A 12,373-nucleotide genomic window follows, 5' to 3' on the forward strand; every position below is an offset into this window, starting at 1 on the left:
CCGATATGTCGGAGACGAGTACAATGGCATTTCAGGCGACACCGTACACTATTCCCCTGGCGCTTTCGGCCGTGATCGTCGGTGCGTTGCTCGCGGTCACGATCACGAAACGGCAACAGAAGGGGGCGTATCTCATGATCGCGCTGTTTACGCCCATCGTCGTGTGGTCGATCAGTTACGCGCTCCAGTTGGCGAGTACGACTCTCGATCAGGCGTTGCTGTGGAACACGGTCCGATTCATCGGTCCCGCGTTCGCGTCGCTCGCCTTCCTGCTCTTTGCCTTCCAGTTCACGGATCGGTCGGAGCTGTTGACACGGCGTAACGTCGCCCTGCTGGCGGCGATTCCGACGCTCACCATCGTCCTCGTGTGGACGAACCACTTCGGCCTGCACCAGTTGATCCGCGTCGACGCCGAGATGGTCACGCAGGGCGGCATCGAGCGGCTCTCGGTCACGTACGGCCCGTGGTACTACATCCACGCGCTCTACTCGCTGGGCGTGTCGTTCGTCGCCGCGGGGCTGTTCGCCGCCCAGTGGCCGAAAGTCGATGGCCGGCGACTCCGCCAGACCCAGCTGTTCCTGTTCGGCGGCATCCTGCCGACCTTCGGTAGTCTGCTGTACGCGGCCGACCTGACCGCCATCGACTGGGGGCCGGTCACCTACATCGTGACCGCGATCACGCTCACCACCGCCATCTTCTACTACTGACGGCGCGGCCTGTTTTCCGCTCGTCCGCCGATTTCCGTGGCTCGTGTTCGTCGATCACTGGATATGTGGGCTGTCAACACTCGCCGGGAAACGAACGGTTTTGTTCGCGGGGACGGTGTGGGAACTATGACCGAGACTGCAGTCAGCGAGATCATGACGACGCCGGTGTTGACCGTCGCCCCGGACGAGACGCTGTCCGACGCGGCGTGGGCGATGCGCGACACCGAGATCAAGTCCGTGGCCGTCATCGACGCGGACTGTGACCCGGTGGGCATCCTCACGTCGACGGACTTCGTGCAGGTAGCCGCCGACGACGCGGACCCGACCGAAACCACCGTCGAGGAACGCATGACCGCACCCGTCGAGACGGTCACGCCCGACACCACGGTCAGCGAGGCGTCCGCGCACCTGCTGGACAGCGGGTTCAACCACATTCCGGTCGTCGACGACGACGTGGTGGGGATGTTGACCACGACGGACATCCTGCGTCACACGGCCGAGACGGCGACGGCCTGAGTGCAGGCCGGGATTTATCAGCGTCCAGTCCCTGGGACGTGTGTATGTGTCACGGACTCGCACCCGGATTCATCCTGCGCGACGAGATCGCGGAGGAACTGCTGGAGGAAGCGAAAGAACAGGCCGAGACTGAGACGACGACCGAGCAGACACCGTCGTTCGCGACCGACGACGAAGCGGCGGGCGACGCCATCACCGGCGGTGCCACGGATCGCGACCGGCCCACCGGCGGCCCGACGTGAGCAGCGCGGTTTCGCTCGCCGGTCACTCCGGCGAGGGCTCGTAGCCCGATCCCACCCGTAGATTCAGTTCTCGCGGTCGAATCGCCATCGTCACGGTCTCGTGTGTGCTGACCTCGCCGTCCCGACTGAACGTGATCGGGCCGTCACGCCCCGTGACGGTGATCTGTGCGGCCTGGATGTGCGTGACGCCCTCGGTCCCCTGACCGAGGACGCGGTGGCGGATCGCCTCCGACACCAGATCGCCCGCCGGCATGCGCTCCACGACTGCCACGTCGAACAGCCCGTCGGTCATGTCGGCCTGGCCCCCTTCCTCGACGAACCGGCGCGCGTTGCCCACCAGCAGGCACAGCGCCTCGCCCGCCCAGGTCTCGGTCTCGGTTTCGAGGCGCACGTCCAGTCCGTCGAAGGATCGGGCCTGTTGGGCACCGGTGAGCAGGAACGCGAGTGTCCCGAAGCGAGCCTTCAGTTCGCTGGAGGTCGCGACGCTGGCCTCCGCGGGAAAGCCCGCGATACAGGAGACCAGAAACGGCTCGTCGCCGGCCATCCCCACGTCGACGGTGGCGACCTCGCCCGTGTCCGCGATGTCGACCGCCGCCTCGACGCCCTCGATTCCGACGGTGCGTGCGAGGATGTTGGCCGTTCCGGTCGGGATCACCGACAGCGTCACGTCGGCGAGGTGGTCGGCGGCGTCGAGTCCCCGGAGGACCTCGTTGATCGTCCCGTCGCCGCCACAGACCGCGAGTTCGGACACGCCGGCTTCGCCGGCTTCGCGGGCCAGCGCCAGCGCGTCACCCTCGCCCTCGGTGTGGTCGACCTCGAACCCGCGACCGCGAAGCAGGCGCGTGACGTACTCGGCGTGATCGCCCGTCCCGCTCACGGGGTTGAGGATGCACCGGCGTGACCCGACCTGCATACTGTCACTCACGGTCGCCGCGTATTTAATCCGGCCGGACCGAGCGGCTTGGCCCGACGAGTCGACGGTCGAACTGGCCCGAATATTCAAGCCGTCAGCGACGCGACCAGTCCTCGTTCGATGCGAACCGACTACGACGCGCTCATGGACGACTTCGGGAGCCGGGCCGGGATCGAGAACATGGCCAACGCCGAGCGGGCCGCCATCGAGACGCTGCTCACGCTCGGGGAGTCCATCCCGACGGCCGAGGCCGACGCACTCGGCGTCGTCCTCCCGGGCGCACTCGGGGACGCGATCACCGAACACCGCGACACCCACGAGGAACGGACCGCCGACGAGTTCGTCGTGCTGGTCGCCGACCGCGAGGGCATCGGCGTCAGCCCCGAGGACGCCGTGATCCACACCCGGGCCGCCATCGCCACCATCGCCGCCCACGGCGGCGACGACGAACTCCGCCGCGTCCGCGACCACCTCCCCGAGAGCTTCGACCCCCTGTTCGAGACCGCCGAACTCGCGGGCTGAGTCGGGCAGGCGTGTGATTTCTCCACACGATCCACCGACACACTCATAGCGTTCTGTCTCTTTCGATCCGACACGATGATGCTTCCGACCCACGCCCTGGCGGGGATGGCGCTCGCACTCCCGGTCGCAGTCGTGGCGCCGGAGTTCGCACCCGTCGCGCTCGCGTCGGGGTTCGCTGGCGGCGTCCTCCCGGACCTGGACATGTACGTCGGTCACCGGAAGACGCTGCACTACCCGGTGTACTTCTCCGCGCTCGCGGCCGGGGCGCTCGCGCTCGCGCTGGCGGTGCCGACCGCCCTGACTGTGGGGCTGGCCTTCCTGCTGCTGGGCGCGGCCCTCCACAGCGTCACCGACGTGTTCGGCGGCGGCCTGGAGTTGCGCCCCTGGGAGGGGACCTCCGACCGGGCCGTCTACGACCACTACCGCGGGCAGTGGCTCGCGCCGCGACGGTGGGTCGGCTACGACGGGTCGCCCGGCGACCTCCTGCTGTCGAGCCTGCTGGCCGTCCCGCTGCTGGTGACCGTCGACGGCCCGTTCCGGCTGGCCGTCCTCGCCGGTCTGGCCGTCGCAGTCGTCTACGCCACCGTCCGGCGCGCCCTCCCGACGCTGGCCGAACGCCTCGTCGACGAGTTCGGCGCGGTCCTGCCGGCCGTGGTACTGGCACAGCTTCCGACGCGCTACCAGCAGGGGACGGGGCTCGAAGACCACTAGTTTCTCGTGGCCAGCGGTGCTGGAGCAGAGTGAGATGCAACGCGTGAGTGCGGGCGTCCGGGGCGGAGGGCGAGCGTGACCGACGCCGTCGCCGGCCTCGCGCTGGTCCTCCAGCTCGCCGTCCTCGGAACCCTCGGCGAGGCCGCCCGCCGCCGGAACGTCGCCGCGGCGGTGAACGCGCTGTTCGCCCTCGCCGTCGCCCTGCTTCCAGCGGTGGTCGGCGTCGTCGTGCCCTCGGTCGTGATCGACCCGACGGTCCCGCTGTGGATCGCGCTGGCCGGCTTCCTCCACTCGCTCGGGATGCTCGGCCTCTACGAGTCGGTCTGGTGGTGGGACCACCTCACCCACACCGTCTCCGCCGCGCTGGTCGCCGCCCTGCTGTACGCCGCACTCGTCGTCGCCTTCGCCCCCTCGACGGCCGTCCTCGCGGTCGCCACCGTCCTGTTTACCTTCGCCGTCGGCGTGTTCTGGGAGTTGATCGAACTCGTCGCCCGCGAGGTCGGCGACCGCTTCGACGTGGAGCCCGTGCTGGTCCACTACGGCTGGCGCGACACCGCCTACGACCTCCTCTTCGACGTGGTCGGCGCACTGCTGATCGTCGGCTTCGAGGTCGGCGTGTTCGTCCCCGTCATCGACCGGTTCCCGCGAGCCGCCGAGACGCTCGTGGTCGGTGGCGGTGGCGTGGTGCTGGTCGGATCGGTGGTGATGACGGTCGTCGTGTGGCCGGTGACGGAAGAGTGATCGAGACGGCGAATACGTCCGAGTCAGTCGCGTCCCGGTGCGACGGGTCGCCGGCCTACAGATCCGTCAGCCGGATCTCGTCGTCCGTCACGTCGTCGACGGTCTCCTCTTGCAGCGGGTAGCCGTCCTCGTCGTCGATCTCCTCCCAGCCCAGCGCGGTCTTGATGCGCGTGGTGATGCCGGGGTCGGGGTCGACGTAGGCCGTGCCGTGTCTGACTGCGCTCACGATGCCGACTTCGTCGCCGTTCTCGTCGACGACCGTCTTGCCAACGTCGTCCTCCGTGATCTGAACTGTTTCCATCGCGGACGTGTCTTTCCGCGTGACGTGGGTCGGCGTCGTGCTTGCCCTCGCACCCCGTTTTTCAGGGCCCCGCCTGGCAGGTGACCTGTGGACTGTCGAAGGCGAGTCCTAATATGAGTCTCCGTTCAACGGGCACTCGATGAGTACCATCGTGGAAGCCACGATTCCGGCCGCGGAGTTCGCCCTTCATCGGACGCTCGAAGAGGGGGAGGATGTCGAGTTCGAGGTGGTGCGGGTCGTCGAGGACGGAACCGACCGCGCCATGCCGTTCCTGTGGGCGAGCGCGGACGATCTGGACGAACTGCCGGACCTGTTGAAGGCGGACCCGAGCACGCAGAACGTCGAGCTTCTCACCGAACTGGAGGACGAATCGCTCGTCCGGATGGAGTGGGTCGCCCACATCCGGGTCATCCTCTACATCCTGCTCGAAGAGAACGCGTCGATCCTCAGCGCCTACGGCAAGGGCCGCGAGTGGCAGTTTCGCATCCTCTTTCCCGAACACGACTCCGTGTCGACGACCCACGAGTTCTGTGACGAGTACGACATCGACCTCACGTTCGACAGCATCTACGAACTCTCCGAATCTCTCCGCCGCGGGAAGTACGGGCTCACCGAAGACCAGTACGAGGCCCTGCTCGACGCCTACGAGGCCGGCTACTACGACATCCCCCGCGAGGCCAGTCTCACCGACCTCGCCGAGGACCGGGAAATCTCTCATCAGGCCCTCTCCGAACGGATCCGCCGCGGCCACGGCGAGTTGATCGAGACCACTCTCCGCCCGGACCCCGACGAACGCGACTAGGGCCGCCGGGTTTCGCTCGCAGGCACAGCCCCCATAGGACGTGGGGGGTAACCGGCAACGATGACCGGGGCCGTCTCGGAGACGCAGGTCGATGCGGCCGTCGTCGACGCCAAGGACAGGAGATCGCGACCAGCGCGACATCCACGCGAGCGTTCGGCGCGGTGCGTCGAGTCGATACGCCTCGAGTACCGGGTACAGCGAGAGGGCGGCCATCGCGAGCTCCCCGGCGACTGGCGTGCTGTCGTCGGACCGGCGTGAGAGAGAAAATCGACGGAGAGCGGTTTTTGCGGCTGGAGACCTAACCCGTGACGATGGCACATACAGTGCTCGAACGGGCCGGGGTCACCGACCGCGACCTGACGGGATCGACCGCGCTGGTGACCGGATCGACGAGCGGGATCGGTCGGCGGGCGGCGCTCGCGCTGGGCGCGCTCGGTGCCGACGTGATCGTCCACGGTCGAGACGAGGCGGCCGGCCGGCGCGTCGTCGACGACCTCGCATCCCACGGCGCCGAAGGGACCTTCGTCCGCGCGGACTTCGCCAGCGTCGATGCCGTGGAAGACCTGGCCGAGACGGTCCGCGAGCGGACGGACACGCTCGATTTGCTCCTGAACAACGCGGGCGGATTCTTCCGGGACGGTGCGACGACCGACCTCGGCGTCGAGTACACGTTCCACGTGAACCACCTCTCGCCGTACCTGCTGACGGCGGAACTTGTGGAGCTGGTCCCCGACGGCGGGCGGATCGTGACCACGGCCTCTGGGGCCCACCGCGCCGGAAGTCTCGATCTCGGTGCCGTCAGAGCCACCGCCGGCTACTCCGCGATGTCGGCCTACAGCCGGTCGAAGCTGGCGAACGTACTGTTCGCCTTCGAACTCGACCGCCGCCTCGACCGACTCGGCCGCGAGGTCACCGCCAACGCCGTCCACCCTGGCGCGATACCGGGCTCGAACTTCGCCCGCTTCCTCCCCGGGCCGCTCCCCCGTCTGGTGGGACTGCTCGGTAGCCTCCCGTTCGTGACCGACGTGGACGACGGTGCGGCCGCGCTCGTGTCCCTCGCCGCCGCCGAGTGGACCGCCGACGTCTCCGGCCGGTACTTCGACCAGCAGACGCCGTCGACCCCGTCGGCGGCCGCCCGCGACACGGAGGCCCAGCGACGACTCTGGACCGAGAGCGCCGCCCTGCTCGATATCGACGAGCCGCTCCCGGCGAAGTGATCGACCCGGGGATCGCTCACAGCAGGAGCTGGATCCACCCGAGTTGTGCATCGGTTCTCACGAGGGTAATTATCCACGGGAACCAGACGGTCCCGGCGTCGCCATGGTCATCGATCCGGAAGAATACGGCGGCGAAAGCGCCGAGAACGACGCCCGTCGCGGTGAGTCACACCGGCGGATAGATCGAGAGCAGGGTTTCTCCGGGTGCGTCGATGCTCGGAAGGCCGCGTCGGGGGCCAGCCCGACAGTGGCGACTCGGCCGGCGCGTACCGACGGGAGATTTAATCCGGCAGCGCCCAACAGTGGTCCGTGTCAGAGACAGTACCATCACGGTTCCTGCTGGTATCGGCGGTCGTGTGTGTCCTCGCGTGTGCGGCCGCTGCCGTCGTTCCGCTCGCGACGGGTGCCTCGCGTGCGTTCACGGGTAGTGTCACGTCGAGTGGACTGCTCGGACTGGTGTTCACCGTCCGGAGCGTCCAGTTGCTCCGCGCGACCGGCCGCCCGAGTCTGCCAGCGGCCGTCCTGACGACGATCTTCGGCGGCTGGTTCATGCTCGCACCCCTGCTGTACGCGGACACCGGATTCCTGCCGACTGCGGGGGTCCAGCTGGCCGGAACGTTCGTCTCGACGTTCGGGCTGTACGTCGTCGTCGCCGGGATCACCGGCGAGACGAACGGCGGCTTATAGGATTTCATTTTATCTTCGCGCACGCGCGCGACGGGTTGAAACGTCTCCAGCCCCAATACGTGTTGTGAGCAGATCCGATACGGGAACCGACGGTGAGCCGGTGCCGGCGTACGATCGAGTCGACGTGTCGGTCCTCGTCGTCGGTGCTGGCGCGGCCGGAGCCCGAACGGCGATCGAACTCGACGACCGTGGCGTCGAGGACGTCCTCGTGCTCGGCAAGCGCGACCACGGCGACGCCCACACGACCTGGGCACGGGGCGGCATCAACGGCGCGCTCGGGACCCACGATCCGGAGGACGACTGGACCATCCACGCTGCGGACACGCTCAACGAGGGACACTTCGTCAACGACCCCGAGAAAGTCGAGACGGTGGCCAGGCAGATGCCCGAGCGCCTCCGTGAACTCGACGAGTGGGGGATGGACTACTCCCGGACCGACGACGGCGAGATCGACCAGCGCTTTTTCGGCGCCCAGTCGTTCCGTCGGACCGCCTTCGCCGGTGACCACACCGGCGAGTCACTGCTCGAGACGCTCGTCGAGCAGGCCCAGGACCGGTCGATTCCCTACCGCGAGAACGTGATGATCACGAAGCTGGTCTCGGACGGCGAGACGCTCCACGGGGCCATCGGGTACGACATGGACACGGGCGAGTTCGTCCTGTTCAACACCGGGACCGTCGTCCTCGCGGCCGGCGGCTACGCGGCGATCTACGGCCGTCACACCTCTCGCGACGACGAGAACAACGGCGACGGGCCGGCCCTGGCCGTCGACGCCGGGGCGTCACTGATGGACATGGAGTTCGTCCAGTTCCACCCGACCGGCATGGCCGTCGACGAGGACGACCCCGAGTGGGAGCCCTGGAGCGGCCGCCTCGTCACCGAGGCCGTCCGGGGCGAGGGCGGGCGGCTGTTCAACACAGCTGGCGAGCGGTTCATGGAGCGGTACTCGCCCGACCAGATGGAACTGGACGCGCGTGACGTGGTCGCGCGGGCAATCGCACAGGAAGTCTCCGAGGGCCGTGGCACCGAGAACGGCGGCGTCTACCTCGACATCAGCCACCGCGACGCCGAGTTCATCAAGGAACGGCTCCCCCGGATGTACGAGCGGTTCCAGGACCTCGGCGTGGACATGGCCGAGGAACCGGTCGAGGTCGCGCCGACCTCACACTACGGGATGGGCGGCGTCGCCGTGGACGAGTACGGCGAGACCGACGTCGACGGCCTGTTCGCCATCGGCGAGACCATGGCCGGCGTCCACGGGGCCAACCGCCTCGGCGGCAACTCGCTGGCCGAGACGGTCGCCTACGGCGTCGTGGCCGGCGAGCGGATCGCGCCACGGGTCGACGGCCCCGGCGAGGTGCCCGACCGGCTCGTCGAGACCCTCGTCGAACCCCACTTCCGCGACCTCGCGGCGACGGCCGACAGCGACGGCGGATACGCCGTCGAAACCGTCTTCGAGGCGGTGCAGGAGTTCACCTGGGAACACGCCGGGCTGCTCCGCGACGAGGAATCACTCCGGGACGGGCTCGACGCGCTCGACGACGTGCGCGAGATGGCGGCGGACATGGCCGTCGGTCCGGTCACGAGCCGATCCTTCGAGCTCGCGCTCGACGTGGGATTCATGCTGACCGCCGCCGAGGCCGTCCTGCGTGGCGCACTCGAACGCACCGAGTCCAGGGGTGCCCACTACCGCACCGACTACCCCGAGACCGACGAGAGCTGGCAGCGCAACATCTACTTCGAGCGTGCGGACCTCGGCGGGCTGACCACGCACACCGAACCCGTCGACGAGCCGAGCGAGGCCGTCCAGACCGCTCTCGACGAGGGCCACGAACTCGATTACCACCAGCTGGAGTGAGGCGAGGACGCCGGACGATCCGGACGGGCTCCGGAACCTCTCCGGACGGCGAACTCGAACGGACCGTGTACGACGAGGCTCCAGCCGTTCGATCGACGACCCCGTCGGCAGGCGAGCGAGCGGGGTATCCGGTCGGTATCGTGGGCGTATGACGGGCGCTGACGACGGGAGTCAGCGAACACACACCGAAGTCTTATCCGCGTTACTGCCCTAAAAGTAGTGATGAGACGGAATCCGGACGACGACGATCCGTTCGGCGACGCCTTCGGCGGAATCGGCGAGATGCTATCCGGGATGGCTGGCGAGGACACGGAGCCCGTCGATGTCCACAAGTACGACGACGAGATCCGTGTCGTCGCGGATATTCCGGACGCCAGCCAGGAAGAGATCGATACACAGTGCGACGGGCGGATCCTGGCGATCCGTGTGGCGCGCGATCCTCGTCCGGTCGTCAAGCGCGTCGATCTGCCAGCGTACGTCGACGACGAGTCCGCGGAGACGAGTTTCAACAACGGCGTTCTCGAAGTCACGCTCGACCGGCAAACCGATCCCGCGAACATCGGATTCCAGTGACGCGAAACTGAGCGAGGCTCACTCGAGTCACGAACGCAGTGCCTGGTTTTCCAGCCGCCGTCGGCGAGGGGTGACGGTTCCGTCCGTTACCGCCTCGAACGGAATTAAGTTCGCCGAGGCCCGAGAGGCGGTCGTGACCGAGTTCGTCCTCTACGGTGGCAAAGGCGGTGTGGGGAAGACGACCGTCGCGGCGGCGTCCGGGCTGGCGCTGGCCCGCGCCGGTCACGAGACCCTCGTCGTCTCGACCGACCCGGCACACTCGCTGTCGGACTCCGTCGGGACCGAGGTCGGGGACGAGCCGACCGAGATCCGCGAGGGGTTGTTCGGCGTCGAGGTCGATCCCGACGAGGGGCTGGACAGGTATCAGGAACTGTTCGAGACGATGGAGGACGTCCTCGAGGAGGCCGGCGTCGATTTCGAGAGCCAGGAAGACGGTATCGGTAACGCCGCCGACCTGTTCAGTTCCGGCATCGTTCCCGGCAGCGACGAACTCGCCGCGCTCGACGGCCTGGCGACCTACGTCGACAGCGACGACTACGAGTACGTCGTCTTCGACACCGCGCCGACCGGCCACACGCTCCGACTGCTCGACCTGCCCGGCATCATGGCAGACACGCTCTCGACGGCCGCGGAGGTCCACGACCAGGTCCAGCGGAAGGTCAACGTCCAGAAGACGCTGATGCTGGGCGTGTTGGCGAGCCGCCACACCGACGACCCCGCCGCGATCACCGAGATGCGCGACCGCATGAACCGGGTCGAGTCCGTCCTGCGTGACCCCGACCAGACGGCCTTCCGCGTGGTCACGCTCCCCGAGACGATGGCCGTCGAGGAGTCCGTCCGCCTCGTCGAGCAACTCCGCGAGTTCGAGGTGCCCGTGGGCGAACTCGTCGTCAACAAGGTCATCGAGGACCCCGGCGATTGCGAACGCTGTCAGGCGAACAAGGCCGTCCAGGAGGACGCCATCGAGGACCTCCGCGCACAGCTCCCGGACCTCGACGTCCAGCGCGTCGCCGACCGACCCGGAGAAGTCACGGGCCTAGAGACGCTGGAGGGGGTCGCCGCGGACCTCGACGTGGCGTGACTCGATCGGGCGTCCGCTGGGGCCTGCCCGACGGCGTCGAGTCGGAGTTGCGGTCGGCCGGACCGGCTCCCTGTGACCTGTGGGGTCGTTCGGACGATGGGTCCGTGGGTCGAATACGAGGTTCCGGATTTATTCTTTCGTCGTCACAAAGTCAGGTATGGAGATTCCCGACGAAGACCTCACACCGAGTGATATCGAGCCCGGGGCCGATCTCTCGGGGGCCGACCTCTCAGGTGTCGATCTCTCGGGGACCGACCTCTCAGGTGTCGATCTCTCGGAAGCGAACCTCGGTGATGCCGACCTCTCTGGGGCCGATCTGATCGGGGCGAACCTCGCGGAGGCGTTCCTGAACGATGCCGATCTTTCGGCGGCCACCTTGGGGACCGCCGACCTCTCGGAGGCCCGTCTGATCGGGGCGAACCTCGCGGAGGCCGAACTGAGTGAGGCCGATCTCTCGGGAGCGAACCTGAGCGACGCCGACCTCTCTGCGGCCACTCTCCGTCACGCCGACCTATCGGCGTCTCAATTGAGCGAGGCGGACCTGTCGTTCCGGGACAGTGCTGACCTCTCCGAGGCGGTCCTGGCTCACGCCGACCTCTCAGAGGCGGATATTGCTGGTGCCGACCTCTCGGATGCCGATCTTTCGAGAGCCGACCTCTCGGGTGCCGTCTGCTCGAGGGCGGATCTCTCCGATGGCGACCTGCGCGGTGCGACGCTGACCGACGTGGTGCTGAAAGAGAGTTCCTTCGACGGCGTGTCGCTGTCACCTGCGACGACGATCGATCCGGACACGGGAGCCGACCGGGGGACCGGAGTGATCGGACAGGCGAACGAGCGATTGCGGGCCGCTACGATGGGGCGGTCGACGGGAGACAGCGGAGAGACCGATGCGGCCGGACTGTCAGCGGACGACTACGACCAGGTCGCACGGACGTTCCACGAACTCAAGAACGCGTACAGCCGGAACGGTCTGTCGAGCCGTGCCCGGAGAGCCCAGGTCCGGGAACGCAGGGCGCGCCGGCGGGCGGCCAAGTCCAGGGCGGGGTGGCGCGGGACTGCCGACTGGTTGTGGTCGCTCCTCTCGAAGGTCGTCACGGGCTATGGAGTGCAGCTCCGCTGGATCGTCGGGACGATGCTGGTCCTGTACCTGCTGTCCACTGTGGTGTACGTGATCGAGGGAATGGCACCCGGACGGAGCCTCTATTACAGTATCGTGACGTTCACTGCGTCACCGCCAACCCCCCCGAGGACGACAGTCGCGGGCGTAGTGGCGAGCATCGAGACGTTCGCTGGCACCGCGGCCACGGTCTTTCTCGGGTACGTCCTTGGGACCCGTGAACGAGTCTGATCGGCGCACGGAGACCAGTCAACGGGTGCCGGGTCAGTGAAGCCGAGTGGAGCGTCCGTCGGCCGGCCGACAGTGACCGTCCCGACAGGGACCTGTGATCACTACTACGGCCGGTTCGGCCGAACACCACCTGCGGACGTAATTTTAAGTCGGA

At 67.7% G+C, this 12,373-nt stretch carries 15 protein-coding genes; 13 read left to right on the top strand and 2 right to left on the bottom strand.

Annotated elements, in window-relative coordinates; genetic code table 11:
* Positions 1 to 23 precede the first annotated feature (23 nt).
* From ACOZ4N_RS10880 to ACOZ4N_RS10890, 3 genes are all read left to right on the top strand, one after another.
* Positions 24 to 707, top strand: a complete 684-nt coding sequence (locus tag ACOZ4N_RS10880) for a histidine kinase N-terminal 7TM domain-containing protein (protein ID WP_424016407.1) — start codon at positions 24 to 26, stop codon at positions 705 to 707.
* Between the two features lie 126 nt (positions 708 to 833).
* Positions 834 to 1,223, top strand: a complete 390-nt coding sequence (locus ACOZ4N_RS10885) for a cyclic nucleotide-binding/CBS domain-containing protein (protein ID WP_424016408.1) — start codon at positions 834 to 836, stop codon at positions 1,221 to 1,223.
* A 44-nt stretch (positions 1,224 to 1,267) separates the two neighbouring features.
* Positions 1,268 to 1,465 (top strand): hypothetical protein, encoded by a 198-nt coding sequence (locus ACOZ4N_RS10890; protein WP_424016409.1) that lies wholly within the window; start codon positions 1,268 to 1,270, stop codon positions 1,463 to 1,465.
* Between the two features lie 22 nt (positions 1,466 to 1,487).
* Here ACOZ4N_RS10890 and ACOZ4N_RS10895 read toward each other — a convergent pair whose 3' ends face one another.
* The gene (locus tag ACOZ4N_RS10895; RefSeq protein WP_424016410.1) at positions 1,488 to 2,378 is read right to left on the bottom strand and encodes a diacylglycerol/lipid kinase family protein; all 891 of its coding nucleotides are present in this window, start codon (positions 2,376 to 2,378) and stop codon (positions 1,488 to 1,490) included.
* 120 nt (positions 2,379 to 2,498) lie between these two features.
* Between ACOZ4N_RS10895 and ACOZ4N_RS10900 the strand changes: the two genes are divergently transcribed.
* The 3 genes from ACOZ4N_RS10900 (at position 2,499) to ACOZ4N_RS10910 (ending at position 4,352) form a co-directional block, all read left to right on the top strand.
* Positions 2,499 to 2,900 carry a DUF2267 domain-containing protein gene (locus tag ACOZ4N_RS10900; RefSeq protein ID WP_424016411.1) on the top strand — a complete coding sequence of 134 codons (402 nt, stop codon included), beginning with the start codon at positions 2,499 to 2,501 and terminating at the stop codon, positions 2,898 to 2,900.
* 75 nt (positions 2,901 to 2,975) lie between these two features.
* Positions 2,976 to 3,611, top strand: coding sequence for a metal-dependent hydrolase (locus ACOZ4N_RS10905; RefSeq protein ID WP_424016412.1), 636 nt, complete (start codon positions 2,976 to 2,978; stop codon positions 3,609 to 3,611).
* A 75-nt stretch (positions 3,612 to 3,686) separates the two neighbouring features.
* Complete coding sequence (locus ACOZ4N_RS10910) at positions 3,687 to 4,352, top strand: hypothetical protein (protein ID WP_424016413.1); 666 nt, start codon at positions 3,687 to 3,689, stop codon at positions 4,350 to 4,352.
* A gap of 55 nt (positions 4,353 to 4,407) precedes the next feature.
* Here the strand turns inward: ACOZ4N_RS10910 and ACOZ4N_RS10915 are convergent, their stop codons facing one another.
* Positions 4,408 to 4,653, bottom strand: coding sequence for a PRC-barrel domain containing protein (locus ACOZ4N_RS10915; RefSeq protein ID WP_424016414.1), 246 nt, complete (start codon positions 4,651 to 4,653; stop codon positions 4,408 to 4,410).
* Positions 4,654 to 4,792: 139 nt separating this feature from the next.
* On the opposite strand from ACOZ4N_RS10915, the gene ACOZ4N_RS10920 reads away from it, so the two are divergent.
* From ACOZ4N_RS10920 to ACOZ4N_RS10950, 7 genes are all read left to right on the top strand, one after another.
* Entirely contained in the window at positions 4,793 to 5,455 is a 663-nt protein-coding gene (locus ACOZ4N_RS10920; RefSeq protein WP_424016415.1) for a helix-turn-helix domain-containing protein, read from the top strand.
* A 311-nt stretch (positions 5,456 to 5,766) separates the two neighbouring features.
* On the top strand, positions 5,767 to 6,672 hold the full coding sequence (locus ACOZ4N_RS10925) for an SDR family NAD(P)-dependent oxidoreductase (RefSeq protein WP_424016416.1): 906 nt from the start codon (positions 5,767 to 5,769) through the stop codon (positions 6,670 to 6,672).
* A 309-nt stretch (positions 6,673 to 6,981) separates the two neighbouring features.
* Complete coding sequence (locus ACOZ4N_RS10930) at positions 6,982 to 7,359, top strand: hypothetical protein (protein ID WP_424016417.1); 378 nt, start codon at positions 6,982 to 6,984, stop codon at positions 7,357 to 7,359.
* Between the two features lie 64 nt (positions 7,360 to 7,423).
* A complete protein-coding gene (locus ACOZ4N_RS10935) occupies positions 7,424 to 9,217 on the top strand; it encodes an L-aspartate oxidase (RefSeq protein WP_424016418.1) in 1,794 nt (597 codons plus the stop codon).
* A 222-nt stretch (positions 9,218 to 9,439) separates the two neighbouring features.
* Positions 9,440 to 9,790 carry an Hsp20/alpha crystallin family protein gene (locus ACOZ4N_RS10940; RefSeq protein WP_424016419.1) on the top strand — a complete coding sequence of 117 codons (351 nt, stop codon included), beginning with the start codon at positions 9,440 to 9,442 and terminating at the stop codon, positions 9,788 to 9,790.
* Positions 9,791 to 9,923: 133 nt separating this feature from the next.
* Positions 9,924 to 10,871 (top strand): ArsA family ATPase, encoded by a 948-nt coding sequence (locus tag ACOZ4N_RS10945; protein ID WP_424016420.1) that lies wholly within the window; start codon positions 9,924 to 9,926, stop codon positions 10,869 to 10,871.
* 79 nt (positions 10,872 to 10,950) lie between these two features.
* Positions 10,951 to 12,219: a pentapeptide repeat-containing protein gene (locus tag ACOZ4N_RS10950; protein WP_424016421.1), complete on the top strand. Its 1,269-nt coding sequence runs from the start codon at positions 10,951 to 10,953 to the stop codon at positions 12,217 to 12,219.
* Positions 12,220 to 12,373 lie beyond the last annotated feature (154 nt).

The organism is Halorientalis pallida, assembly GCF_049605515.1.
Lineage (GTDB): Archaea > Halobacteriota > Halobacteria > Halobacteriales > Haloarculaceae > Halorientalis > Halorientalis pallida_A.

Coding starts and splice junctions, on each gene's coding strand:
- ACOZ4N_RS10940 (WP_424016419.1), top strand. CDS start 9,440: ATGAGACGGAATCCGGACGACGACGATCCGTTCGGCGACGCCTTCGGC.
- ACOZ4N_RS10920 (WP_424016415.1), top strand. CDS start 4,793: ATGAGTACCATCGTGGAAGCCACGATTCCGGCCGCGGAGTTCGCCCTT.
- ACOZ4N_RS10925 (WP_424016416.1), top strand. CDS start 5,767: ATGGCACATACAGTGCTCGAACGGGCCGGGGTCACCGACCGCGACCTG.
- ACOZ4N_RS10895 (WP_424016410.1), bottom strand. CDS start 2,378: ATGCAGGTCGGGTCACGCCGGTGCATCCTCAACCCCGTGAGCGGGACG.
- ACOZ4N_RS10915 (WP_424016414.1), bottom strand. CDS start 4,653: ATGGAAACAGTTCAGATCACGGAGGACGACGTTGGCAAGACGGTCGTC.
- ACOZ4N_RS10880 (WP_424016407.1), top strand. CDS start 24: ATGGCATTTCAGGCGACACCGTACACTATTCCCCTGGCGCTTTCGGCC.
- ACOZ4N_RS10885 (WP_424016408.1), top strand. CDS start 834: ATGACCGAGACTGCAGTCAGCGAGATCATGACGACGCCGGTGTTGACC.
- ACOZ4N_RS10890 (WP_424016409.1), top strand. CDS start 1,268: ATGTGTCACGGACTCGCACCCGGATTCATCCTGCGCGACGAGATCGCG.
- ACOZ4N_RS10905 (WP_424016412.1), top strand. CDS start 2,976: ATGATGCTTCCGACCCACGCCCTGGCGGGGATGGCGCTCGCACTCCCG.
- ACOZ4N_RS10900 (WP_424016411.1), top strand. CDS start 2,499: ATGCGAACCGACTACGACGCGCTCATGGACGACTTCGGGAGCCGGGCC.